Source organism: Duganella sp. CF458, from assembly GCF_900113115.1.
Classification (GTDB): domain Bacteria; phylum Pseudomonadota; class Gammaproteobacteria; order Burkholderiales; family Burkholderiaceae_D; genus Rugamonas.
In genome coordinates this window covers 46,289-69,725 of sequence record NZ_FOOF01000006.1, presented here as the reverse complement: position 1 = coordinate 69,725, position 23,437 = coordinate 46,289, and the positions used below count along the sequence as shown (strand labels likewise).

Sequence of the window (23,437 nt, the reverse complement as noted above, 5' to 3'; positions counted from 1 at the left end):
GCCGTGTCTCGATTCGGGTGTGACCCCATGGTGGGACACGGGCGCGACTGTTGTTAGCTGGCGGCTTTGGCGGCGGCTTCGCGCAGCTTGTCTTTCTTGCTCTTGCGCTTGCCCTTGATGCCGCCGGTGCCGTCGTCGGCGCCGGGGGGCAGCGGCTTGGCTTCCGCGCTGGGCTCGAACCCGGCCAGGCGTTCGCGTGGGACGCGGACATCCTGGCGCTTTTCGATCAGGCGGAAGTGCTGCTCGGCGTCGGGGGTGATGAAGCTGACCGCCAGGCCGCTGGCGCCGGCGCGGCCGGTACGGCCGATGCGGTGGGTATAGTCGGCCGGTGAGCGCGGCAGGTCGTAGTTGACCACGACCGGCAACTGGGCGATGTCGATGCCGCGCGCGGCGACGTCGGTTGCGACCAGCACCTTCAGTTTGCCTTCGCGGAAGTCGTTCAGCACCGAGGTGCGGGCGCCCTGGCTGAAATCGCCGTGGAAGGCTTCCGCCGCCACGCCGCCTCGCCGCAGCTTGTCGGCGACGTGCTCGGAGGCGTATTTGGTGGCGACAAACACCAGTACCTGGCGCCAGCCCTGTTCTTTCATCAGGATGCGCAGCAGCGAGGTGCGCTGCGACTGGTCGACTTCAATCGCGCGCTGGGTAATGTCGGGGGCGTCTGCCGCTTCATCGTGCGTGGCGACGCGTACCGGATCGTGCAGCAGCTTGTCGGCCAGCGCCTGCACCGCCGGCGGGAAGGTGGCGGAGAAGAACAGGTTCTGGCGGCGCGCCGGCAGCAGCGCCATGATGCGGGCGATTTCGTCGGCGAAGCCCATGTCCAGCAGCTTGTCCGCTTCATCCAGCACCAGCACCGAGGTGCCGTCCAGTTTGATGGCGTTATGTTCGGCCAAGTCGAGCAGGCGGCCAGGCGTGGCGACCATGATGTCGGTGCCGCCGCGCAGCGCCATCATCTGCGGGTTGATCGATACCCCGCCAAAGGCTACCGAGACCTTGACCGGCGACGGCAGGTGGGACGCCAGCCCGCGCAATGTCTCGCCAACCTGCGCGGCCAGCTCCCGCGTCGGCGCCAGTACCAGCGCGTACAGCTTGCGCGGCCCAACGCCCTGGCGGTCCGCCGCCAGCAAGGCGTTCAGCAACGGCAGCGCGAAAGCGGCCGTCTTGCCGGAACCGGTTTGCGCCTGCCCCAGCACGTCGGCGCCGCGCAAGGCGGGCGGAATGGCGGCGGACTGGATGGCGGTGGGCGTGCTGTAGCCGGTCTCGGTGATGGCGTTGAGCAGTGCGGGCGCGAGGCCCAGGGGGGTAAATGTCATGGTGTGCTTGGTTTGGATAAGCCGGCAGTATACCTTGCGCCGGATTTCATGCGACTATACGTTTGCTATCAAACTACCAACATTTACAGAAGAATGATCAATTGGGACGCCCACCTCTGCCTGCCGCAGCATCCGCAGGCCGACTTTTCACCCCTTAGCCAGCTGCATTCCGCTGGCTTGAACTACGTGTCGGTCAATGTGGGCGCCGACATGAATCCGGTATCGCAGGTGATGTCGGTGATCGCCGGCTATCGCGCCACGATCGCCGCCAATCCGGACCGCTATCGCCTGGTATCGGGCGTGGATGAAGTGATCCGGGCCGCCGCCGATGGCGTGCTGGCGATTGGTTTCGATCTTGAAGGGGCGATGCCGCTGATGGAGCAGCCGGAAATGGCCGAAGTGTATGCCCGCCTGGGCGTGCGGCAGATGCTGTTCTCCTACAACCGTAACAACAACGTCGCCGACGGCTGTCACGACACCGCGCGCGGCCTGACGCGCCTTGGCCACCGGGTACTGAAGGCGGTGAACGACGCCGGCATCATCGTCGATTGCGCGCACACCGGCCGCCTGTGCAGCCTGGAGATCATGGAAGCTTCCAGCAAGCCCGTGGTGTTCAGCCATGCCAATCCTTTCACGCTGGTGCCGCATGGGCGCAATGTAACCGATGAACAGATCCATGCCTGCGCTGCCACCGGCGGCGTGGTGTGCGTATCGGGACTGTCCTGGTTCCTGGGTACCGAGCAGCCGACTGCGGCGGATGTGGCGCGCCATGTGGCGTACGTGGCGGACCTGGTGGGCGTGGCGCACGCCGGCGTCGGCCTGGATATCTGCTTCAAGGAGAAAGACCTGGACGATACGCCGCCGGGCGGCTTCAACCCGGCGTGGTGGTGGCCTGAGTCGGCCGGCTATCGCGCCGGCCGTGCGCCTTCTTTCGTGCCGATCTATGCCTGGCGCTCGCTGCCGCTGGAATTGCGCAAGCTGGGCATGGCGCCCAACGAGATCGAACAGGTCCTGGGCCGTAATATGTTGCGCGTGGCGCGGGATACCTGGCATTAACTACATGCCGACGTCGCCATACGGCCCCGCCAGCACGACCACATAACCTTCCGGATCGCGCAGCCATAATTCCCGGTGCTGCGCGTTGCTGTTTTCTTTCGGCCCTTCCAGCACCGTTGCGCCGGCTGCGCTGGCGCGGTCGACCGCGTCGTCGAAATCGTCGGTCCAGAACCACAGCAGCGCACCGTTGCCGTAGGGGCGCTGTTCAGGGTTGCCGATATGCGGATGGTGGTGGGCGTCCCAACGGTGCAATTGCAGCACCATGCGGCCGTCATGCAGCAATTGCTCGTACTCGTTGCCGCCATGGCCGCTCTGCAAGCCCAGGGTTTTCTGGTACCAGCGGCTAGTCGCCTCGACGTTACTGACAGCAATTAAAGGTTGCGCTTGCATATCACCCTCCCCTTTTGCTCAACGGAGGAACAGCATACCACTGGGCGACGCCCCATGCGAATTCGGGCACGATGAACAGCCAGGCCAGCGGCAGGCCGCCGCCGGCCAAGGTCCACGCAAACCAGGTGCTGAACATGAAGCGCGCGGCGCCGTCATAGGTGGCAAATTGCGCTTGCGGGTCGCGCAGGCGCAACCAGGACCATACCAGCACGATGCTGCCCATCAGGCAGGCAAATAGTAGATGCAGGGTGCCGAACGCCGGCAGCGGCGGGCCGCCGAGTGCCTGGTTGAGCGCGGACAGGTGGCCGTGGGCGACGGCGAAAGTCCAAGGGGTGGCGAAAGGTGCGGTGAGCAGCAGGTCGTAGGCGGCGCTGGCGCGCACCAGTTTGCGGATGTTTGAAGTATTCATGCTGCGCAGCTTAAACCTTGGAGTACACTCCATGGTCAAGCACTTTTTGGGAGCAACGCGATGCAGATCGGCGAACTGGCCGAGGCCACGGGCCTCAGCCGCGATACCTTGCGTTATTACGAGAAGCGCGGCTTGCTGGCGGCGCGCCGCAGCGGCAACGGCTACCGCGACTATCCGGAGCAAGCGGCGGATTGGCTGCGCTATATCCGCATGGCCCAGGCGCTGGGCTTTACCTTGCAGGAAATCGAGGCCGACCTGCCGCTGCTGGCGGCGCCGGCCCGCGACAGTGCCGCCACTATGGCGGCGCTGCGCACGGCCCTGCAGGCCAAGCTGGCCGAGATCGACCGCCGTATCGGCGGCCTGCAGGAACTGCGCGGCGAGCTGGCGCGCCGCCTCAGCGCGCAGATGGAGGAATGCCCGCTGCGCGCCGGCGCGGCAGCGGCTTAGCCGTTGTGCCAGCACATCCGGAATTCGACAGCCGGCGCCAAATAATTATACTGCGGTATGGTCAGCGCCACTTTCCGTTTCTACGAAGAACTAAACGACTTCCTGCCGCGCGCGCGTCGCAAAGTTGAGTTCACTGTGCCGTGCGCGCGCGCCGCCACCACCAAGCACATGATCGAGGCGCTCGGCGTGCCGCATACTGAGGTCGAACTGATCCTGGTCAATGGCGAATCCTGCGGCTTCGAGCGCATGCTGTGCGATGGCGACCGGGTGGCGGTCTATCCCAAATTCGAGGCGTTCGATGTGCGGCCGCTGTTGCGGGTGCGCGCCGAGCCCTTGCGCGTGATGCGATTCGTGGCCGATGCCCACCTGGGTGGCCTGGCGCGACTGCTACGCATGGCAGGCTTCGATACGCTCTACGACAACCGGATTGACGATCCAACGGTCGCTGCGCTGTCGGAGGACGAGGGCCGCGTTGCCCTCACCCGCGACCGGGACCTGTTAAAGCGGCGCGGCATCACGCACGGCTGTTATATACGGGCCTTGAAGCCTGCGGCGCAGTTTGCGGAGATCTTCCAGCGCCTGGACCTGGCGGCCAGTGCACGGCCGTTCACGCTGTGCCTGGCCTGCAATGCGCCATTGCGGACGGTGGCAAAGGCTGAGGTGGCACCGCAGTTGCCGCCTGCTGTCAGGGCATCGCATGAAGAATTCCTGACTTGCGATGTGTGCCAGGGGGTGTTCTGGCGCGGCTCGCACTGGCGCCGGATGAAAGCACTGCTGGAGAGCCAGGGCGTCGCCGCCGGCTAGCGCCCGTCGCAATCCGGCAGCTCGGGCTCCGGCGGTACCAGGACGATCCGTTGGCCGCCCACCTCGATGTCGCGCAATGGCGTGGTGCTGAACTTGAACTGGCCGGCACGCAGGCGTTCCTGCAAGCGCGGGCAGCCGGCAAGTCCTTGCGATGGGCGGCCGATAACCTCCCACCTGCCATTTCTTTCCGATAGCAGCGCGGCGCCGTCGCCACGTTCCACGCCAAGCACCAGCACGTCCGGCCGGCCATCGCCATCACCGTCAAGCACGATGGCATCGCAGCGGGTTCCCGCGCCGCGCATGCAAGCTGGCGGCGGGTACGGTTGCCACGTCCTCATCCAATCCTGCTTGAGGAAGCCAGCGGGCAATTGCGCGCCCTTCGGCCACACGTCCAGGTTGGGCGGGCCGGCGGCGGGAACCGGCGCGCGCTTTGCCGTCCGGTCTTCATACCCTTCGTTCAGGGCATCCGCCGCGCGCGTGCGCACGGCCTCGGCCTGCGGACCGGTGCCGTGCGCAGCCAGTGCCTGCAGGGCATCCATGCCATACCGCGCACCGTGGTAACGCAGGAAGCCGTAATCGAACTTCTCGGCCGGCGTGGTGCCGCGCGCCAGGCGCGCCACCTGGTCGGCCACCGAAATGCGCGCCGGATCGGCGAATGGCGTAAACATGGCCAGTGACACCGCAAGTGCAAGGAAAGCTGCCGCAATATTCACCTGGCGCAGGCCGTCCAGCCAGGAGCCGCCGCGGCGCACGGCCGCCAGCAGGTAGCCGCCGGCATAAAACAAAGCCACCACCAGGCAGGCCGCCGCGATCACCCGGTCCGCGGTCCAACCGTAATCGGCCACCCGCAGGCCAAGTGCATAAACGCCCAATACTGTCAGCGGTGGCAGCAGGAAACAGGCCACGCGTGCGGCGAAGCGCACGACGCGCGCCAGCCCTGCCGCCGCGTCGCCAGCCTGGAAGGCTGCATTCACCAGCACGACCAGCACCGCGCAACTTGCCAGCAGCACCGCCGTCGCGTGGCGCGTCTGCCACAGCACCTCCAGCCCGGTGAACGTCAGCGAGGCCAGGAAGCCGCCGACCAGCAGCACCGCGATCGGCAAGATCCAGGCCATCAGCACCAACAGCAGGCTGCGGATGCCGCGCACGATGGCCGGCCGTACGTCGGTCGTATGCATGGCGCTCGAGAAGGCCAGGCACACCAGCGGCACCGAGAACCATGGCTTCAGCAGCAGCCGCTCAAGGAAATCCAGCTTCAAGAGACCGAACAGCGCGGCGCCCATCCACATTACCAGCCATATGCCAAGCACAAACAGGGCGGAAAACAAGAGCTGGATGGCGAGCTTCCAGGCGCTTTCAAAGCAGGTGGCGTATTGAGCGACCCAGCGCCTGTCGTGCGCGCCGGCCATCACCAGGCTGTGGGCGACAAAGAAAAAGCCTATGCAAAACGGGAACAACAGGAAGCTTGGGCGCAGCACGGGCGCATGGTCGAATGCGTTGCGCCACGCGTCGTGCATGCCCACGGCGGCAAGCACGGCGGCGGCCGCCCCCAGCCACCAGGCCAATGGGCGCCGTTCCAGATGGCCCAGGCTGGAAATCAGCAGGACCGGCAGCACGATCCCGGCCATCAGCAACGGTACATACAGCATGGGATGGTTGGCCGGCCAAGCGCCCGATTGCTGCGAGCGATATAAGAAATACAACAGACCACCCTGCAGCAGGCCGGCGATCAGGCGCAGTTGACCCACGCGCCGCGTTACGGCGGCATCGCGGACGGGCTCCTGCGCGAACAGCCCGGTGTCTTGTGTTGTGGCTTCCATGTATCGATCATATCCTCTTGTCAATTTTGCAGCAACGCCACTGTTGCCCAGTACGGCTATAATCAATGGTTCAACCAGCCGTATGCGCCATGAATCCACATCTCGACAAGCTGCAGTCCTACCCGTTCGAAAAACTGCGCCAGCTCTTCGCCGGCAGCACGCCCAACCCCGCTTTCAAGCCGATCAGCCTGGGCATGGGCGAGCCGAAGCACCCTACCCCGGCCTTCATCCGCCAGGCGCTGATCGACAACCTGGACGGCCTGGCCAACTACCCGGTGACCGCCGGTAGCGAGGCGCTGCGCAATGCGATCGCTTCGTGGCTGGAGCGCCGCTACGGCCTGCCGACGCTGGATCGCGCCACCCAGGTGCTGCCGGTGAACGGCTCGCGCGAGGCGCTGTTCTCATTCGCCCAGACGGTGATCGCGCCCGATACCGGCGCGCTGGTGATGTGCCCCAACCCGTTCTACCAGATCTATGAAGGCGCGGCTTTCCTGGCCGGCGCCGAGCCGTATTTCGTCAATTCCGACCCGGCCCGCAACTTCTCCCCGGATTACGACAGCGTGCCGGAAGCAGTCTGGCAGCGCGTGCGCCTGCTGTTTCTCTGCTCGCCGGGCAATCCGACCGGCGCCGTGCTGACGCTGACCGACTGGGAGCACTTGTTCGCGCTGTCGGAACGTTATAACTTCATCATCGCCGCCGACGAGTGCTATTCGGAGATCTACCATGGCGACGCGCCGCCGCTGGGCGCCATGCAGGCCGCCAATCTCCTCGGCCTGACCAAGGAAGGCGAACCTTATGCCCGCCTGGTGGTGTTTTCCAGCCTGTCCAAGCGCTCCAACGTACCGGGCATGCGCTCCGGCTTCGTGGCCGGCGACGCGCAAGTACTGAAGAAATTCCTGCTGTACCGCACCTACCACGGCAGCGCCATGGGCCCGCATGTGCAGGCCGCTTCTGTCGCCGCCTGGGCCGACGAGACCCATGTCGAGGAAAACCGCGCGCAATACCGCGCCAAATTCGCCGCCATCACGCCCCTTATCCAGGAGGTGCTGGACGTGCAAATGCCGGACGCCGGCTTCTACCTGTGGGCCGATGTGACCCGCAGCGGCCTGTCCGACACCGAATTCGCCCGCCGCCTGCACGCCGAGTACAATGTCACCGTGCTGCCGGGTAGTTACCTGGCGCGCGACGCCCATGGCAGCAACCCGGGCCGCAACCGCATCCGCATGGCGCTGGTTGCCGAGACCGAGGAAGGCCTGGAAGCGGCGCGCCGTATCGTCCAATTCTGTCATCAACTGAAAAGCCAGTAAAAATGAGCATCCAGCAAATTATTGAAACCGCGTGGGACAACCGCGCTGAAATCAACCCGTCCAACGCCACTGCCGAAGTGCGCGACGCCGTCAATCACGTGCTGGCAGGCCTGGACAATGGCTCGCTGCGCGTGGCCCAGAAGGAAAACGGCGCCTGGGTGGTCAACCAGTGGATCAAAAAAGCCGTGCTGCTGTCGTTCCGCCTGGAGAACAACGTGGTCATGCCTTCCGACGGCACCATGCAGTTCTACGACAAGGTTCCTACCAAGTTCGCCAACTACTCGGCCGAAGATTTCGCCAAGGGCGGCTTCCGCGTGGTGCCGCCAGCCGTGGCGCGCCGCGGCTCCTTCATCGGCAAGAACGTGGTGCTGATGCCTTCCTACGTGAACATCGGCGCCTACGTTGACGAAGGCGCGATGGTCGATACCTGGGCCACCGTGGGTTCCTGCGCGCAGATCGGCAAGAACGTGCACCTGTCCGGCGGCGTGGGCATCGGCGGCGTGCTGGAGCCAATGCAGGCCAATCCGACCATCATCGAAGACAACTGCTTCATCGGCGCCCGTTCCGAGATCGTGGAAGGCGTGATCGTGGAAGAAAACTCGGTGATTTCGATGGGCGTGTACATCGGCCAGTCCACCAAGATTTACGACCGCACCACTGGCGAGGTATTCTACGGCCGTGTGCCGGCCGGCTCCGTGGTAGTTTCGGGCTCGTTGCCGTCGGCTGACGGCAAGTACAGCCTGTACTGCGCCGTGATCGTCAAGCGCGTCGATGCGCAAACCCGCGCCAAAACAGGCATTAACGAATTGCTGCGCGGCGTTTAACCGTAACAAGGAGATACCCCCAAAATGGCTATGGACCGCCTGTTCCAGCTAATGAAGGAAAAAAACGCCTCGGACATGTTTTTTGCCGTAGGCTCGCCGGTGCATCTGAAGATCAACGGTCTTCTGATCCCGATCAACCAGCAAAAGCTCGAGCCCGAGAACCTGGAGGCCCTGCTGGCCGAAGTCTGTTCGCCCGAGCAGGTTGAGGAACTGGCCACGTCCAATGAGCTGAACATGGGTATCTCCGTGCCCAACCTGGGCCGCTTCCGCCTGTCGGCTTTCCGCCAGCGCGGCAGCATTTCCGCCGTCTTCCGCTTCGTTCCGGCCAGCATTCCGCCGCTGGGCGAACTGGGCCTGCCGCCGGTCCTGGCCGACCTGATCATGGAAAAACGCGGCCTGGTGCTGCTGGTCGGCGCCACCGGCTCCGGCAAGTCGACCACCATCGCCTCCATGCTGGACCACCGCAATGAACTGCGTTCGGGCCACATCCTGACCTTGGAAGACCCGATCGAGTACCTGTTCCGCAACAAGAAGTCGATCGTCAACCAGCGCGAAATCGGCAGCGATGCCAAGGACTTCTACACCGCGCTGCGCAATTCGATGCGCCAGGCGCCGGACTGCATCCTGATCGGCGAGATCCGCGACCGCGAGACCATGGCGTCGGCGATGGCGTACGCGCAGTCGGGCCACCTGGTGCTGGCGACCCTGCACGCGAACAACTCGTACAACGCGCTGAACCGTATCATTTCCTTCTATCCGATCGAGAACCGCCCGGCCCTGCTGCAGGACTTGTCCTCGACCATCAAGGCGGTGGTGTCGCAGCGCCTGATCCGGTCGGCCGGCGGCGGCACCCGCACGCCAGCGGTCGAAATCATGGTCAACACCCGCTACATCTCCGACCTGATCGAAAAAGGCGAGATCGGCCAGATCAAGGAAGCGCTGGAAAAATCCCTGTCGCCGGGTTCGCAATCGTTCGAGCAGGCGCTGTACAAGCTGGTGATGGAAGGCGCCATCACCAAGGATGAGGCGCTGGCCAATGCCGATTCCGCCACCAACCTGTTGTGGCTGCTGAACCACGGCATGGAAGCGCCGCCACCAGTCGAGGAAGAAGAACTGAAATCCCCGACCGACGCCTCGTTCACCGAGTTCACCCTGAACTCCTGAGCTCCTGAGCTTGACCGGTGCATGCGGCGGGCATTGTTTGCCCGCCGTGTCGCCAATCTTTACACCCACCCCCCTGCTCCAGCAAAGCTGCAACCATAAGTAACTGAATTCATGGAATTTAGTTATTCGGGTGCATTTCTTGCGTCACCTCCAGACAGCAACCGACTTTGTCGCATGACCGGAGGGATCGTGAAATCCTTACCACGCCTGTTCCTGCTGGCCATCTTGCTGTTGAGCGGATCCTCGGTCCGGGCCTCGTTACTGTCGAGTATTTCCTACTTCTCCTGCGGCACGCCGTGCCCCACCGTCGTCAATTCCAGCGCCCAGGACACATCGGCGTTAGGCTTCAGCGACCAGTACGGGTCCATCTTTGCGCAAGCCGGCTACGGCGTACTGAAAGCCAGCGTTGACAGCTCATTTATCGGTGCGCCTGGTGGCGGTTTTATCAGCATGAGTACCGGCTCGTCGCTGGCCCAGTTCAGCGATACGGTCACTCTGGGCGGACTTGGCGGCCCACACGAGATCACTGTTGTCCTGCATTTCGAAGGCACGCTGGGAGCGGCCGGAGAAGAAACGCAAGGCACTTCGGCCAGCATGACGGTTTCCCTGACCGTCGACGGACACAATACCGCCCTGATCGCCGACTTTTTCGGCAACCTTCCGGAGCTTCAGGCCAGCGCGGACGGTCCCGCACTGAGCGCCACCTTCACGCTGGATTATGGGGTTCCGATTTCACTCGAAGCCCTGTTGCAAGTGAGCGGCACGTTCGGCGGCTTTGCCCATTTCGGCAATACGGCAACGCTGGAATTCCTGGTCCCTGAAGGCACCACCATACTGTCCGGCGCAGGGGCGGAATACCTGGCCACGGCGGTAGCGATCCCTGAACCGGCGACGTTTGCGCTGCTGGTGCTTGGCCTCGCGGCCCTGTCCGCGACACGGAATCGATATCGGCATGCCTGATGGTATGATCAGAATTTCATATCAACAAGAAATTCTGTCCCTATGAGCACCGCCCTGCCGATCGCCAAAACCGACGCCCTTTCCCTCGACTTGCTGTCCAGCCTGGTGAACCGCCATGGTTGCATTACCGGCGCCACCGGCACCGGCAAAACGGTCACGCTGCAGCGCATTGCGCAGTCGCTGTCCGACATTGGCGTGCCGGTCTTCATGGCCGACATCAAGGGCGACCTGTCCGGCATGGCGAAACCCGGCGTGCTGGGCGAGAAAATGGCCAAGCGCCTGGAAGCGCTCAAGCTGGAAACCCCGCAGTGGGCCGGCTGCCCCGTCACCTTCTGGGATGTGTTCGGCGAACAGGGCCACCCGGTGCGCGCCACCATTTCCGACCTCGGCCCTACCCTGCTGGCGCGCATGCTGAACCTGAACGATACCCAGGAAGGCGTGCTGCAACTGGTGTTCAAGATCGCCGACGACAACGGCATGCTGCTGCTCGACACCAAAGACTTGCGCGCCATGCTGCAGCACGTGGGGGACAATGCGGCCGACTACAAAACCAGCTATGGCAATGTCAGCGCAGCCAGCATCGGCGCCATCCAGCGCGGCCTGCTGACGATTGAAGAGCAAGGCGGCGAGCAATTCTTCGGCGAGCCGATGCTGAACATCGACGACCTGATCCAGACCGATGCGGCCGGCAAGGGCGTGGTGAACATTCTTGCTGCCGACAAGCTGATGAACGCGCCACGCATTTACGCCGTGTTTCTGTTGTGGATGCTGTCGGAGCTGTTCGAGAACCTGCCGGAGGTGGGCGACCTCGATAAACCGAAGCTGGTGTTCTTCTTCGATGAAGCCCACCTGCTGTTTGCCGAAGCGCCGAAAGCCCTGCTGCAAAAGATCGAACAGGTGGTGCGCCTGATCCGCTCCAAAGGCGTCGGCGTGTTCTTCATCACGCAGAATCCACTCGATATTCCGGAGACCGTGCTGGGCCAGTTGGGCAATCGCGTGCAGCATGCGCTGCGCGCCTACACTCCACGCGACCAGAAGGCCGTCAAATCGGCTGCCGAAACCTTCCGCCCGAATCCAGCGATCGACGTGGCGCAGGTGATTACTGAGCTTGGCGTGGGCGAAGCGCTGGTGTCCTTCCTCGACGAGAAAGGCACGCCGCAGATCGTACAACGTGCTTTCGTACTGCCGCCGGCATCCCAACTCGGCCCGATCACGCCTGCCGAGCGCCAAGCCGCGCGCGCCAGCTCCGTGGTGGCCGGCGTGTACGAGAAAACTGTCGACCGCGAGTCGGCTTACGAAAAACTCACCGGACGCGTGGCAAATCCCGGTAGCGCCACAGCCCCGGCCCCGGCCGGCCGCGGCAACGCACAGGCACCAGCCGAAGCCCCTGCCGATAGCGGTGGTGGCTCCATCTTCGGCGATGTGCTGGGCGGCCTGTTCGGTGGCAGCAGCAAGCGCGACACCGCCGTGCAAGCGATGGTCAAGTCTGCCGCCCGCAGCATCGGCTCGCAAGTGGGCCGCGAAATCATCCGGGGCGTGCTCGGCTCGATCCTGAAGAAGCGTTGATCTTGCGCTCTCATGTTGATTGGGACCGGCCAAGTCCCTTCATCCTCCCGGTTACGCCGCAAGCCGCCGACATCGATGGCCTCGATCACACCAATAACGCGGTCTACGTGCGTTGGTGCGAGGAAGCCGGCTGGGCGCATTCCAACGCCCTTGGCCTGACGCTGGCCGACTACAAGCGCCTGGATCGCGGCATGGCGATCCGTCGCAGCGAGTTCGATTACATCTTCGCCACCAACGAAGGTGAAGCACTGCTGCTTGCAACCTGGCTGCTGCCTGGCGACGGCCCGCTTTCGATGCAGCGTTGCTTCCAGCTGGTTCGCCAGCGCGACAACACTACGGTACTGCGCGCCCGCTGGGACCTGGTCTGCATCGAGCTTTCCAGCGGCCGTCCGAAACGGCTGCCGCCGGAATTCAGCGAAGTGTACGTCCCGGCCTTCAGCGCGGCCTGATATCACAGTTCAGAATTCAACATCGAAATAAACGCGCGCCTGGTGCTGGACCGCCCATTGCAGGATGGCGCGCACTTCTTCCAACACAGCCAGCGTCGCCTTTTTCGCGGGAAGCTTTTTGCCCGGAGTGTCGATTGCGGCCAACAGCCCTTCTACTGCCGCCAGCACCTCTGTCGCCGGCGCGCCATCTTCTGCCGCCTGGCCATCGATGCCGACGTAGTTTGAAAGCGACGCCAGCCCAACCTCCCCGCTGATCGATTCGAGCTTGCTCCAGGCGCGGCCAAGGGCTTCCGCATCCATGCCTTTCTGCGATGGGCAAGCCGGCTGCGCCACCAGCCACATCGGCGAATTTGAAGTACGGAATAGCTTGGCAGCCTCGCGCCGGCGCTGCGCCAGTTGGGCGTTATATGCCGGGTCGGCGATTGTGGCGGCCCACTCGTTGGCGAAGGCTTCCTCGAGCGCCAGCATGCCCCCCGCGTCGTCGGCAATGTCTGGGGTCATCAGTCCGAGATTGCTACGCTCCGACACCAGCCTGTATGCAAAGCTGGCCAAGCCATGCGCTTGCAGGACGCCCTTGGCGCCGTCCTGCTTCGCGTAGTGATCGTCAACCGTCATGTCCAACTCATTTCGGCTGGGGCCCAGCGCATTGATGGACTTGACCTTGGCATCACTGTAAAAGTCGCCGCGCGCGTGGCGGCGGGCTACTATTCGCTCGTGGTGTGCCGCCCTTTGGGTCATCAGCTCGGCGCGCAATGCTGCCAGCCGTTCTATCGCCGTGCGTTCAGCCCCTGGCGCGGCGCGCGACAACGCGATCTCCAGTGCGCGCTTCTCCAAGTAATTGGCGAGCGAAATGTCGATCTTAGCTTCGGTCCGATTGGTGGTAGTCATTTCGCTGGCTCTTTGATGGCGTGCGGAAACATTAGCAAAACATACACGGCTTGTCACCCCCGCTGCCACGATATAATGTCGTCCTCCGGCCGCGGCGCGGCCCCAGCACAACAATATTTTTCCGAATGATTACCCTCTACGGCATCCCCAACTGCGACACCGTCAAGAAAGCCCGCGTATGGCTGGCTGGCCAGCAGCACGACTTCACCTTCCACGACTTCAAAAAACAGGGGCTGGACGAAGCCACCGTGCGCACCTGGCTGAAAACCCTGGATTGGGAAGTGCTGGTCAATAAGAAGGGTACCACCTGGCGTGCCTTGCCCGACGAGCGCAAGGCCGCCGTCACCGGCGCCGATGCCGCTATCGCCCTGATGCTGGAAAACCCGTCCGTGATCAAGCGCCCGGTGCTGGTGGGCGCCGGCGCCAAAGCCCACGTCGGTTTCAACGACGCCATGTACCAGGAAATCTTCGCAGCATGAGCGCTTCCCGCACCCTCGACCTGACCGAAAAGCTGCTGGGCCGCGCATCCGTTACGCCGGATGACAAGGGTTGCCAGGACCATCTGAAATCCTGGCTGGAGCCACTCGGCTTCCACTGCGAGACCATCATCTCCGGCGACGTGACCAACCTGTGGGCGCGCAAGGGCACGGCAAGTCCGGTGCTGGTGTTTGCCGGCCACACCGACGTGGTGCCGACCGGACCGGTCGAAAAATGGTCGTCCGAGCCGTTCTATCCGACCCACCGCGACGGCAAGCTGTACGGCCGGGGCGCCGCCGACATGAAAACCTCGATTGCCGCCATGGTGGTCGCTTGCGAGGAGTTTCTCGCCGCGAACCCGAGCCATAAGGGCTCGATCGCTTTCCTGATTACCTCCGACGAGGAAGGCCCCGCCACCGACGGCACCGTCAAAGTGGTGGAACAGCTGCAAGCGCGCAACGAGACCATCGATTACTGCATCGTCGGCGAACCAACTTCCGACAAGACCCTGGGCGACATGATCAAGAATGGCCGCCGCGGTTCGCTGTCGGGCAGCCTGACCATCAAGGGCGTGCAAGGCCATATCGCTTATCCGCAACTGGCGAAGAACCCGATCCACCTGGCCGCGCCCGCGCTGGCCGAACTGGTGGCGCAAGTCTGGGACCACGGCAACGAGTACTACCTGCCGACTTCCTGGCAAATGTCGAACATCAAGGCAGGCACCGGCGCGAACAACGTGATCCCGGGCGACATGCACATCGACTTCAACTTCCGCTTCTCGACCGCTTCCACCCACGAAAGCCTGCGCCAGCGTGTGCATGCCATCCTCGACAAGCACGGCCTGGAATACCAATTGGACTGGACTTTGTCCGGCCTGCCCTTCCTGACGCCGCGCGGCACGCTGTCCGAGGCACTGTGCCACGCCATCAAGGATGAGACGGGCGTCGACACCGAGCTGTCCACCACCGGCGGCACTTCCGACGGGCGCTTCATCGCCCGGATCTGCCCCCAGGTGATAGAATTTGGCCCCCCGAACGCCAGCATCCACAAGATCGACGAGCACGTCGAAATCCGCTTTATCGATCCGCTGAAGAACATCTACCGCCGCACCCTGGAAAACCTCCTGCGCTAAGAAGAACATTATGGATACCACCCTGTACACCACCCCGCGCGACCTGATCCGCCACGCAGTCACCCGTTTCAACAAGGCCAAGCTGTTCTTCGGCCACGGCAGCGCCGAGGCATACGATGAAGCGGCCTACCTGACCCTGCACACCCTGGCCCTGCCGCTGGACCGCCTGGAGCCGTTCATGGACGCCCGCCTGCAGCCGGAAGAAATCGCCGAAGTGCTGGCCGTGATCGAGCGCCGCGCGAATGACCGCGTGCCTGCCGCCTACATCACCAATGAAGCCTGGCTTGGCACATACAGCTTCTATGTCGACGAACGCACCATCGTGCCGCGTTCCTACATCGCGGAGCTGATCCCGAATTATTTCGCGCCGTGGGTCAACGATGCCGAAAACGTGTCGAACATCCTGGAACTGTGCACCGGCTCCGGCTGCCTGTCGATCATGATGGCCGACGCTTTCCCGGACGCCGCGGTCGATGCGGTCGACATCTCCGGCGATGCGCTGCAAGTGGCGCGCAAGAACGTCGAGACCTACAAGCTGGAAGAGCGCGTGAACCTGATCCAGTCGGACCTGTATGCCAACGTCCCGGCCGGCAGGAAGTACGACCTGATCATCACCAATCCTCCGTACGTGAACTCTTCGTCGATGGCCAATCTGCCGCAGGAGTACCTGCACGAGCCGCAAATCGCGCTGGACGGCGGCGCCGACGGCATGGACCTGGTGCGCAAGATCGTGGCCGGCGCGGCTGAACGCCTGACCGACGACGGGTTGCTGATCGTTGAAATCGGCAACGAAAAAGAGTTCGCGGAAGCGGCTTTCGGCCACCTGGGCCTGACCTGGCTGACCACCAGCCAGGGCGACGACATGGTGTTCCTGCTGACCGCCGACCAACTCAAAATCTAAACCGGTAAATCCGGGTCTGACCCTGGTTTACCGGTTTTAAAGAAACGACCAAAAAATGATCCGCTTCATCAACGTCAGCCTTATGCGCGGCCTGAAGCCGCTGCTGGAATCCGCCGACCTGACCCTCAATCCGGGCGACAAGATCGGCCTGATCGGCGCCAATGGCGCCGGCAAATCCAGCCTGTTCGCGATGCTGCGCAACGAGCTGCACCCTGACCTGGGCGACATCGATTTCCCGAAAAGCTGGCGCATGGCCTACGTGGCGCAGGAAACTCCTGCCCTGCCGCGCACCGCGATCGACTACGCCATCGACGGCGACGCCCACCTGCGCCAGTTGCAGGCCGAGCTGGCGCGCCTGGAAGCCCTGCCCGATTCGCCGGAGCACGGCATCGAGATCGCCCACGTCCATACCGAGCTGGCCGACACCGACGCCTACACCGTGCAGTCGCGCGCCGAGCAGTTGCTGCTCGGCCTGGGCTTCTCGCTGGAGCAGATGCAACAGCCAGTGGCCAGCTTCTCGGGCGGCTGGCGCATGCGCCTGAACCTGGCGCAGGCGCTGATGTGCCCTTCCGACCTGCTGCTGCTTGACGAACCGACCAACCACCTGGACCTGGACGCGATCATCTGGCTGGAAGACTGGCTGAAGCGTTATCCCGGCACCCTGATCATCATTTCCCACGACCGCGATTTCCTCGACGAGATCGTGAACGTGATCGTCCACATCGACGAGCGCAAGCTGAAACGCTACTCGGGCAACTACTCCGGCTTCGAGCGCCAGCGCGCAGCGCAACTGGTGCTGCAAGCTTCCGCCATCGAGAAGCAGCAGCGCGCCCGCGCCCACCTGCAATCGTTCATCGACCGCTTCAAGGCCAAGGCCACCAAGGCCCGCCAGGCGCAAAGCCGCATGAAGCAGCTGGCCAGGATGGAAGAACTGGCGCCGCTGCGCGCCGCCGCCGAATTCAGCTTCGAATTCCGCGATCCGGTCAGCGCGCCGAACCCGTTGCTGGTGATGGAGGACGTGAATTGCGGCTACCACACCGAACAAGGCGACAAGACCATCGTGCGCGGTGTGACATTTTCGCTGGTCCAAGGCCAGCGCATCGGCCTGCTGGGCGTGAACGGTGCCGGCAAGTCGACCCTGATCAAGACCATCGCCGGCGACATCGACCCGCTGACAGGCACCGCCACCACCGGCAAAGGCCTGGTGATCGGCTACTTCGCCCAGCACCAGGTGGAGATGCTGCGCCACGACGAATCGCCGCTGTGGCACTTGCAGAAGATGGCGCCGACCGTGCGCGAACAGGAGCTGCGCAACTTCCTGGGCAGCTTCAACTTCCCTGGCGATATGGTGACCAGCAAGATCGCGCCATTCTCCGGCGGCGAAAAAGCGCGCCTGGCGCTGGCCCTGATCGTATGGCAGCGCCCCAACCTGCTGCTGCTGGACGAACCGACCAACCACCTGGACCTGGAAACCCGCGAAGCGCTGACCGATGCGCTGGCCCAGTTCGAAGGCACGCTGCTGGTGGTCTCCCACGACCGCCACCTGCTGCGCGCCACCACCGAGCAATTCATCATCGTCGAAAGCGGCCGCCTGCGCGAGTTTGACGGCGATCTCGATGAATACAAGGACTGGCTGCTGCAAACCAAGATGGCCAAGCCTGCCGCCGCGGCATCACCGGCCGCCGCCAATGCCGCCCCGGCAGCCTGCATGGTGGAAGAAGCGCCGCTCTCCGCTGCGGACCGCAAGGAGCAAAAGCGCCTGGAAGCCGAGCAGCGCCAGCGCCTGTCGGCCCAGCGCAAGCCCTTGGAGAACCGCCTGAAGAAGGTGGAAACCGCGATGGCCCAGCGCAGCGAGCAGAAAGCCACGATCGACGCCGCCCTGGCCGATCCGGCCATCTACGAAGCGGAAAACAAGCCGAAGCTGAAAACCCTGCTGGCCGACCAGGTCGAATGCAGCAAGGAACTGGAACAGCTTGAAGGCGAGTGGCTCGAGCTTCAGGAACAACTCGAAGCGCTGGCCGCCTGACGCGCGCGCGGCGTGCCGCGCACCGCCATCAGGCGGTCGATATCGAGCATGATCAGCCGCCGCTCGCCGAGCTGCCCCATCCCCAGCAGGTAATCCACCTCCTCGCCCGCATGCGGCAGGGGGTGGACCGCGCTCACCGGCAATGACACCAGGTCGGTCACACCATCGGTCACCATTCCCATCACGCAGGTTGAAAGCTGCAGGATGATCACGTCCGTGCGCGGGTCGTGCATCGGCGGGCGGGGGCCGAACGCCACGCGCATGTCGACGATAGGCATGATGACGCCGCGCGACAGGGCGACGCCTTCGACGATTTCCCCGCCCGACGCAATGCGTTCGAGCGCGCTCAATGGACGCAACTCCTGCACGCGGCGGTAGTCCAGCGCGTATTCAAGGCCGCCCAGGCGGAACGTCAGGTACTGTCGCAGGTCGGCTTCCATATTGCTCCTCTGATTCCGGTGTTACGCTGTTCCATCGTACCGTTACGCAACAGCAAACAGTTTGACCATCCTCAAAGATTGCGGCCTGGGCTACAATGCTTTCATAACAATTGCTGGGAAAGCGCCCATGTACCAATGGCTGAAGCGATTGCTCGCCAAACCTGAAAGCCGCCCGCAACCGGCCGCCACCGCCGCGCCGGCGCGGCCAGCACCGGCGCCGGTGCCGATACCAGCGCTGTCGCCCGCCCTCGAGGGGGGGCCTGATTTCGAACAAAAAGACCTGGTCAACTCCCATTTCCAGCGCTGGCTGTTCGGCTTGCGCGAGAACGAATCGCTCGATACCACAGCACCCGAAGGCCGCGTACTGCATGAATTGATCCTGGCCGCCCAATCGGGCCACAATGCAGCCGACATGCTGCGCCGCATGCCGGGCGTGATTCCGCAACTGCTGCAAAGCCTGCGCAGCGAGAATTTCGCCGGTGCCGACATCGCACGCAAGATTTCCAACGACCTGGTGCTGGTGGGTGCGGTACTGCGCCTGGCCAATGCCGCCATCCAGAACAGCGGCGAGGTCACCACCATCAACAGCGTCGAACACGCGGTGATCGTGGTCGGGCAGGAAGGCTTGCGCCAATTGATCACCACGGTCGCCTTCCGCCCCATCATCGACCTCAATTCAGGCCATTACACCAAGCTGCTGGCGCCGCGCATCTGGGAGCAGTCCGAGAAAAGCGCGGTGGCCTGCCGCATGCTGGCGCCTGAATTCGGCGTCAATCCGTTTGAGGCTTTCCTGGCGGGACTGGTGCTCAATTCGGGCTTGCTGACTGCCTTGCGCGTGATGGACAGCGCCGGCGCCAAGCCCGGCGAACTCGGTTCTGCCACCTTCCGCGCCCGCCTGGCACACGAGTCGCTTGCCATTGCGGCCGGCATCTCGGAAGCGTGGAAGTTCCCGCCCTCGATCACGCAGGCGATCCGCGAACAGGAATCCATGCGCAAGGGTGAACCGAGGACGCCGATGGCACGCGTGCTGGCGGTGGGCGACTACCTGTCCAAGATCCGGGTGCTGCAGGCCAACGGCGAAATCGACGACACGGATCACAACCTGTTCCACGACCTGCCGCTGGGCGCCATGCCCTGCTACGCTGCCATCTAGGCGGCGCTGCCGCTCCAGTCGAACTGGCCGCCGCTGCCGACGAACAAGGGCTGCTGCGCTCCCAAGGGGGCGCGGACGCGCAGCTTGACTTCTTTTGGCGGCAGCAGGTAGGCCGGTCCCAGGTCGGGATTGAAGACCAGCTTGCGCACCACCATGTCGCCGGCCACCATGCGCACCGTGCAGCGTGCGCCGCCGACAACCAGCAGCTTCTGCCTGTAGACATGCTCACCCAGTTCCTGCTCCTTCTGCTGGGCGGCCTGGGCTTCCTTCATCGACACCTGCAGCCGCGCCACCATCTTCAGTGACGGGCCGACTTTCAGCGCCATCTTCTGGAACAACACCAGCTGCTCCTGGTTCAGCGTGACTTCCTGCTTGCGCACCTTGCTGGCCAGTTGCAGGTAGTTGCGTACCTCCTGGTCGGCGGTGATGGCTTCCATCTGCGTCTTGCAGCGCTCGGCCTGCTGCTCGTGCTTCTCCGCGCGGGCGACGCATTCGGCCAGCTTGTCGTCGTACTTGCTGGTATCGGGCACCATCACATGCAGTTGCATTTCGGCTTGCTTGCGCGGGCCGGCGCTGTCGATCTCGATGCGGCGCGCAGCGATGGCGCAGCCGGCGGCCACCTTGATCAGCACCTCGTCGGCCATGATCTCGCAGTTGTAAGCCTCGGTGATGATGACGCGCGAACCGGTAATCACACAGTTCTGCGCCTTGCCCAGGACGACTTCGCCCGTCTTCGACTGCAGCAGTGCGCCCGAGGCGACGCCAGCCACGCGGATATTGCCGTCCGCATTGGTCGCGCTGCCGCCCATCAGGTTCTTTTGCAGGACAATGGTGCCGCCGCGCGAAACGATATTGCCGAACACGTCGGCATGCACGGTGATATTGCCGCCCTCCACCGTACGCTGCTCCTGCACTTCGCCGAACTCCTCGTAATCGCCATCGAGCTTGAGGTTGCCGGTGGTGCGCGCGGAGACGCCTTCACGGCTGACGATCTTGGGGCCGATGGAAATGCGCTTGCTCTTGCTATCGACGTTGATGAAACCCTCGCGCGACGACACCAGGTAGTCGATGCCATCGCGATGCTCGACCAGGGTGCCCTCGCCGGCCACCGTGACCAGCTCCAGGTCGCGCGCCGGCGGCGGTTCCAGCACGATGCCGGACAGTTCGAAGCCGCGCGTGCCGGCCTGCGGCGGCTCGCGCCGCAGCAGGCGCACCTGGGCCTTCACTTGCGGGAAGCGGTTCTGGAAGCTGTGCAGGTCGAAACGGCCGTTGGCCAGCAGGCGCGGCGCGTTGGAGCGGTGGATGCTTTCCGATACTTCCACGATGGCGGCATCGCGTCCAGGCACCGGCGGCAGCTTGCGCGCCACGATCAGGCGCGCCACTTTGCCGCTGGCAATGGCCTCGCGCACCACCGGCGCATCGATGCCGAAGCGGACGCCCTTGCTCCACATGTCGGCCACGAATTCGCCGAAGTCCAGATGCGCAGGCAGCGGCGCCTCGCCTTCGGTCTCGATAAATACGGGTTCGAAATAGTATTCAGCCTCGCCGCCGACGATGCGCACCGCCTTGTACAGGTCGCGCCGCCCGCTTGGGAACGGCACGATAGCGTCGGCAAAGCGCCACAGGGCTTGGCCGGCCATGCCGTCCGGTAGCTCGGGGCCGGCGCCATACAGGGCGCGAATGAAGACGCCGTAGTCAAGCCCGCGAAAGCAGGCGCCGGACAGGAATACCTGGTTGGCAGCCGCCTGCAGCAACGCCGCAGGAGCTTCCGCCTTGAAATAGACGCCATCGGCGCGCTGGACCAGCGACGATGGCAGATCGCCAGCCGCCGCGGCGGCCGTGGCAGCGTCTGCAGGCACCATGTCTCCCGGGTAGTCTTCTTGCGCCATTGTACGGCTATCGGCCCATTACGCCACGCTCGCCTCGGCCAGGACCGCGCCATGCCAATTCACGCTGCCGCTTGAGCCGGCGAAGATGGCCAGGCTGTCCAGCCTTGGACCGCGCAGCAGGGCTTTGTAATCCTTGGGCTGCGCCATGAAGTTGGCCGCCACCGCTTCGCCCAGGGGCAAGGTACGCACCAGCACTTCGCCGTCGACCATGCTGACCCGCACCGAGGAACGGGAGGCGGCATCGCGCTTCAACGCTTCCAGCTCGTCGCGCCGGGCACGGGCGCCGGCAATGGCCTCCTCGCCCACCTTGATCGACTGCAGCAATTGGCCGATCGCCTTGATATGCGGCGCCACCGCCCCTGCCACCTTCTTCAGGTGCGGCACCTGGGCCGGCGTCAGGTGGATCTCGCCCTTGCGCAGTTTTTCGGCCAGCGTCAGGTAGCTGCGCACTTCGGCCATGGCATTCAGGCGGTCATGTTCGGCGCGCCAGGCGGCAATCTCCACTTCGTGGACGGCGACCTGCTTCTGCAGCGTTTCCAGTTCGGCGTCGTGGCCGGCGACGTCTTTCACCACCACGTAGACGAACATTTCGCTGCTCTTGCGCGGGCCGGCGCTTTCCACCAGCACGCTGCGGCCGGCGACGGCGCAGCCGATCGCCAACTCCATATTCACTTCGTCGGCAAAGATTTCACAGTTGGACGCTTCCGCAATCACCACCTTGGGTGCGCTGATCACGCAGCTTTCGGCGCGGCCGGTGATGGTGACCGTGCCGTTGGCGGTCTGGATGGTGGCGCCCGAAGCCACGCCCTCGATGCGGATATCGCCCTTGGCGTTGATGGCACGGCCGCCCACCAGGTTGCGGCCCAGTACGATGGTGCCGCCGCTGGAATTGATGTTGCCGAACACGTCGCCATGCACCGTGATGTCGCTGCCGTTCACGTCGCGCAGTTCCTGCACGTCGCCGAATTCCTCGAAAGCGCCCATCAGTTCCAGGTTGCCGGTGGTGCGGCCGGAGACGCCCTCGCGGCTGATGATCTTGTCGCTCAGCGCCACCTGCCCGCTTTTCGGGTCCACATTCAGGAAGCCCTCGCGCGCCGCCACCAGGAATTCCCCGTCCGGTTCGCGTGCGATGATGGTGCCCTCGCCTGCGAGGCGAGCGAAATCGACATCGTTCGGCGCCAGCGCGGCCAGCGGCTGGCCGGCGATATTGCGGCCCGGTTCACCGGGCACACCGGGCAACTTTTGCAGCAGGCGCATGCCTTGCTTGATCTGCGGGAAGCGGTTCTGGAAACTGGTCAGGTCGACCGTGCCGTCCGCGCGCTGGCGCGGCGCATCGCTGCGATGCAGTTCGGACGCCACCTCCACCACGCGCGCATCCTGGGCCGGCGTCGGTTCCAGGTCGAGCGCTGCGGCCACGCGTTCGCCCTTCGGCGCAGCCAGCGCGGCGCGCACAGCCGCCACCTGGATGCCGAAGCGCACGTTCTTCAGCCACATATCGGCGACGAATTCGTCGAAATCGAGTTGGGCCAGGCGTTCCGGCAGCAAGGTGCCGTCGGACAGCTCCTCGGCCGGCAGGTAGATCGGTTCAAAGAAGTATTCCGCCTCGCCGTCGCGGATCTTGACGTTGCGGTACAAAGGCTTGCGCTGGGCGGGAAACGGCTCAAGACGGTCGCCCACGCGCAGCAGCAGCTCGGGATTGGGCGCCAGCTCCGGTCCCACGCCGTACAAGGCACGCGCCAGCACCGGGTAGTCCAGGCCGCGCAGCACGTAACCGCTGCGGAACAGTGCATCGACCGCTGCGGTCAGTTCAGGCGCCAGCAGGCGTACGTCCAGGTAGACCCCATCGGGCCGCTGGGCTACGCCGGCCGGCAAGCTGCCGGCGCTCTCCTGTTGTGCAATTTGGGACAAAGCTCTTCCTCCAGTGCCCTGATCATGGGCGCGCCGGGGCGCGTTGTCTTGCGGGCAATCAATATTACACGCAAAACATCAAATTCCGGAGGTTTTTGAGGCCGAAAGTTTTCCTGG

General features: G+C 64.1%; 22 protein-coding genes. 14 read left to right on the top strand and 8 right to left on the bottom strand.

Annotated elements, in window-relative coordinates; genetic code table 11:
- Positions 1 to 53: 53 nt before the first annotated feature.
- Positions 54 to 1,310, bottom strand: coding sequence for a DEAD/DEAH box helicase (locus BM269_RS10725; protein WP_090437025.1), 1,257 nt, complete (start codon positions 1,308 to 1,310; stop codon positions 54 to 56).
- A 93-nt stretch (positions 1,311 to 1,403) separates the two neighbouring features.
- Between BM269_RS10725 and BM269_RS10720 the strand changes: the two genes are divergently transcribed.
- Positions 1,404 to 2,366: a dipeptidase gene (locus BM269_RS10720; protein WP_090437024.1), complete on the top strand. Its 963-nt coding sequence runs from the start codon at positions 1,404 to 1,406 to the stop codon at positions 2,364 to 2,366.
- Here the strand turns inward: BM269_RS10720 and BM269_RS10715 are convergent, their stop codons facing one another.
- Together BM269_RS10715 and BM269_RS10710 are read right to left on the bottom strand one after the other, a co-directional pair.
- On the bottom strand, positions 2,367 to 2,756 hold the full coding sequence (locus BM269_RS10715) for a VOC family protein (protein WP_090437023.1): 390 nt from the start codon (positions 2,754 to 2,756) through the stop codon (positions 2,367 to 2,369).
- Position 2,757: 1 nt separating this feature from the next.
- Entirely contained in the window at positions 2,758 to 3,165 is a 408-nt protein-coding gene (locus BM269_RS10710; protein WP_090437022.1) for a hypothetical protein, read from the bottom strand.
- A 60-nt stretch (positions 3,166 to 3,225) separates the two neighbouring features.
- Between BM269_RS10710 and BM269_RS10705 the strand changes: the two genes are divergently transcribed.
- Entirely contained in the window at positions 3,226 to 3,612 is a 387-nt protein-coding gene (locus tag BM269_RS10705) for a MerR family transcriptional regulator (RefSeq protein ID WP_090437021.1), read from the top strand.
- Positions 3,613 to 3,669: 57 nt separating this feature from the next.
- The gene (locus tag BM269_RS10700; RefSeq protein ID WP_090437020.1) at positions 3,670 to 4,416 is read left to right on the top strand and encodes a Mut7-C RNAse domain-containing protein; all 747 of its coding nucleotides are present in this window, start codon (positions 3,670 to 3,672) and stop codon (positions 4,414 to 4,416) included.
- Here the strand turns inward: BM269_RS10700 and BM269_RS10695 are convergent.
- Positions 4,413 to 6,236 (bottom strand): DUF4153 domain-containing protein, encoded by a 1,824-nt coding sequence (locus BM269_RS10695; RefSeq protein WP_090437019.1) that lies wholly within the window; start codon positions 6,234 to 6,236, stop codon positions 4,413 to 4,415. The genes BM269_RS10700 and BM269_RS10695 overlap by 4 nt on opposite strands.
- 89 nt (positions 6,237 to 6,325) lie before the next feature.
- Here BM269_RS10695 and dapC point away from each other — a divergent pair, with 89 nt between their 5' ends.
- The 6 genes from dapC (at position 6,326) to BM269_RS10665 (ending at position 12,506) form a co-directional block, all read left to right on the top strand.
- Positions 6,326 to 7,543: a succinyldiaminopimelate transaminase gene (gene dapC / locus BM269_RS10690; protein ID WP_090437018.1), complete on the top strand. Its 1,218-nt coding sequence runs from the start codon at positions 6,326 to 6,328 to the stop codon at positions 7,541 to 7,543.
- Between the two features lie 2 nt (positions 7,544 to 7,545).
- Complete coding sequence (gene dapD / locus BM269_RS10685) at positions 7,546 to 8,367, top strand: 2,3,4,5-tetrahydropyridine-2,6-dicarboxylate N-succinyltransferase (RefSeq protein WP_090437017.1); 822 nt, start codon at positions 7,546 to 7,548, stop codon at positions 8,365 to 8,367.
- A 24-nt stretch (positions 8,368 to 8,391) separates the two neighbouring features.
- Complete coding sequence (locus BM269_RS10680) at positions 8,392 to 9,531, top strand: PilT/PilU family type 4a pilus ATPase (RefSeq protein ID WP_090437016.1); 1,140 nt, start codon at positions 8,392 to 8,394, stop codon at positions 9,529 to 9,531.
- 189 nt (positions 9,532 to 9,720) lie between these two features.
- Entirely contained in the window at positions 9,721 to 10,491 is a 771-nt protein-coding gene (locus BM269_RS10675; RefSeq protein ID WP_170860341.1) for a PEP-CTERM sorting domain-containing protein, read from the top strand.
- Between the two features lie 42 nt (positions 10,492 to 10,533).
- Complete coding sequence (locus BM269_RS10670; RefSeq protein WP_090437014.1) at positions 10,534 to 12,057, top strand: helicase HerA-like C-terminal domain-containing protein; 1,524 nt, start codon at positions 10,534 to 10,536, stop codon at positions 12,055 to 12,057.
- A gap of 2 nt (positions 12,058 to 12,059) precedes the next feature.
- Positions 12,060 to 12,506, top strand: a complete 447-nt coding sequence (locus tag BM269_RS10665) for an acyl-CoA thioesterase (RefSeq protein ID WP_211482682.1) — start codon at positions 12,060 to 12,062, stop codon at positions 12,504 to 12,506.
- A gap of 9 nt (positions 12,507 to 12,515) precedes the next feature.
- Here the strand turns inward: BM269_RS10665 and BM269_RS10660 are convergent, their stop codons facing one another.
- Positions 12,516 to 13,394, bottom strand: coding sequence for a hypothetical protein (locus tag BM269_RS10660; protein WP_090437012.1), 879 nt, complete (start codon positions 13,392 to 13,394; stop codon positions 12,516 to 12,518).
- A 125-nt stretch (positions 13,395 to 13,519) separates the two neighbouring features.
- Here BM269_RS10660 and BM269_RS10655 point away from each other — a divergent pair, with 125 nt between their 5' ends.
- From BM269_RS10655 to BM269_RS10640, 4 genes are read left to right on the top strand one after another with little or no spacing between them, the layout of a single operon-like run.
- Complete coding sequence (locus BM269_RS10655; RefSeq protein WP_090437011.1) at positions 13,520 to 13,873, top strand: ArsC family reductase; 354 nt, start codon at positions 13,520 to 13,522, stop codon at positions 13,871 to 13,873.
- Positions 13,870 to 15,003, top strand: a complete 1,134-nt coding sequence (dapE, locus tag BM269_RS10650) for a succinyl-diaminopimelate desuccinylase (protein ID WP_090437010.1) — start codon at positions 13,870 to 13,872, stop codon at positions 15,001 to 15,003. Before BM269_RS10655 ends, dapE begins: the two co-directional genes overlap by 4 nt.
- Before the next feature lie 10 nt (positions 15,004 to 15,013).
- Positions 15,014 to 15,904, top strand: coding sequence for a 50S ribosomal protein L3 N(5)-glutamine methyltransferase (prmB, locus tag BM269_RS10645; RefSeq protein ID WP_090437009.1), 891 nt, complete (start codon positions 15,014 to 15,016; stop codon positions 15,902 to 15,904).
- Positions 15,905 to 15,959: 55 nt separating this feature from the next.
- Complete coding sequence (locus BM269_RS10640) at positions 15,960 to 17,930, top strand: ATP-binding cassette domain-containing protein (protein WP_090437008.1); 1,971 nt, start codon at positions 15,960 to 15,962, stop codon at positions 17,928 to 17,930.
- On the opposite strand, the gene BM269_RS10635 is transcribed toward BM269_RS10640, so the two are convergent.
- Positions 17,900 to 18,370, bottom strand: coding sequence for a chemotaxis protein CheW (locus BM269_RS10635; RefSeq protein WP_090437007.1), 471 nt, complete (start codon positions 18,368 to 18,370; stop codon positions 17,900 to 17,902). The genes BM269_RS10640 and BM269_RS10635 overlap by 31 nt on opposite strands.
- Before the next feature lie 127 nt (positions 18,371 to 18,497).
- Here BM269_RS10635 and BM269_RS10630 point away from each other — a divergent pair, with 127 nt between their 5' ends.
- Positions 18,498 to 19,523 carry an HDOD domain-containing protein gene (locus tag BM269_RS10630; RefSeq protein WP_090437006.1) on the top strand — a complete coding sequence of 342 codons (1,026 nt, stop codon included), beginning with the start codon at positions 18,498 to 18,500 and terminating at the stop codon, positions 19,521 to 19,523.
- Here BM269_RS10630 and BM269_RS10625 read toward each other — a convergent pair.
- The gene (locus BM269_RS10625) at positions 19,520 to 21,385 is read right to left on the bottom strand and encodes a flagellar assembly protein A (RefSeq protein WP_090437240.1); all 1,866 of its coding nucleotides are present in this window, start codon (positions 21,383 to 21,385) and stop codon (positions 19,520 to 19,522) included. The genes BM269_RS10630 and BM269_RS10625 overlap by 4 nt on opposite strands.
- 45 nt (positions 21,386 to 21,430) lie before the next feature.
- Positions 21,431 to 23,320, bottom strand: coding sequence for a flagellar assembly protein A (locus BM269_RS10620; RefSeq protein ID WP_090437005.1), 1,890 nt, complete (start codon positions 23,318 to 23,320; stop codon positions 21,431 to 21,433).
- Positions 23,321 to 23,437: the final 117 nt, after the last annotated feature.

What these genes read in the sequence shown, in the direction of transcription:
- BM269_RS10725 (WP_090437025.1), bottom strand. Translation starts at nt 1,310, where the DNA reads ATGACATTTACCCCCCTGGGCCTCGCGCCCGCACTGCTCAACGCCATC.
- BM269_RS10705 (WP_090437021.1), top strand. Translation starts at nt 3,226, where the DNA reads ATGCAGATCGGCGAACTGGCCGAGGCCACGGGCCTCAGCCGCGATACC.
- BM269_RS10625 (WP_090437240.1), bottom strand. Translation starts at nt 21,385, where the DNA reads ATGGTGCCTGCAGACGCTGCCACGGCCGCCGCGGCGGCTGGCGATCTG.
- dapC (WP_090437018.1), top strand. Translation starts at nt 6,326, where the DNA reads ATGAATCCACATCTCGACAAGCTGCAGTCCTACCCGTTCGAAAAACTG.
- dapD (WP_090437017.1), top strand. Translation starts at nt 7,546, where the DNA reads ATGAGCATCCAGCAAATTATTGAAACCGCGTGGGACAACCGCGCTGAA.
- dapE (WP_090437010.1), top strand. Translation starts at nt 13,870, where the DNA reads ATGAGCGCTTCCCGCACCCTCGACCTGACCGAAAAGCTGCTGGGCCGC.
- BM269_RS10680 (WP_090437016.1), top strand. Translation starts at nt 8,392, where the DNA reads ATGGCTATGGACCGCCTGTTCCAGCTAATGAAGGAAAAAAACGCCTCG.
- BM269_RS10630 (WP_090437006.1), top strand. Translation starts at nt 18,498, where the DNA reads ATGTACCAATGGCTGAAGCGATTGCTCGCCAAACCTGAAAGCCGCCCG.
- BM269_RS10720 (WP_090437024.1), top strand. Translation starts at nt 1,404, where the DNA reads ATGATCAATTGGGACGCCCACCTCTGCCTGCCGCAGCATCCGCAGGCC.
- BM269_RS10710 (WP_090437022.1), bottom strand. Translation starts at nt 3,165, where the DNA reads ATGAATACTTCAAACATCCGCAAACTGGTGCGCGCCAGCGCCGCCTAC.
- BM269_RS10660 (WP_090437012.1), bottom strand. Translation starts at nt 13,394, where the DNA reads ATGACTACCACCAATCGGACCGAAGCTAAGATCGACATTTCGCTCGCC.
- BM269_RS10670 (WP_090437014.1), top strand. Translation starts at nt 10,534, where the DNA reads ATGAGCACCGCCCTGCCGATCGCCAAAACCGACGCCCTTTCCCTCGAC.
- prmB (WP_090437009.1), top strand. Translation starts at nt 15,014, where the DNA reads ATGGATACCACCCTGTACACCACCCCGCGCGACCTGATCCGCCACGCA.
- BM269_RS10655 (WP_090437011.1), top strand. Translation starts at nt 13,520, where the DNA reads ATGATTACCCTCTACGGCATCCCCAACTGCGACACCGTCAAGAAAGCC.
- BM269_RS10700 (WP_090437020.1), top strand. Translation starts at nt 3,670, where the DNA reads ATGGTCAGCGCCACTTTCCGTTTCTACGAAGAACTAAACGACTTCCTG.
- BM269_RS10635 (WP_090437007.1), bottom strand. Translation starts at nt 18,370, where the DNA reads ATGGAAGCCGACCTGCGACAGTACCTGACGTTCCGCCTGGGCGGCCTT.
- BM269_RS10715 (WP_090437023.1), bottom strand. Translation starts at nt 2,756, where the DNA reads ATGCAAGCGCAACCTTTAATTGCTGTCAGTAACGTCGAGGCGACTAGC.
- BM269_RS10640 (WP_090437008.1), top strand. Translation starts at nt 15,960, where the DNA reads ATGATCCGCTTCATCAACGTCAGCCTTATGCGCGGCCTGAAGCCGCTG.
- BM269_RS10695 (WP_090437019.1), bottom strand. Translation starts at nt 6,236, where the DNA reads ATGGAAGCCACAACACAAGACACCGGGCTGTTCGCGCAGGAGCCCGTC.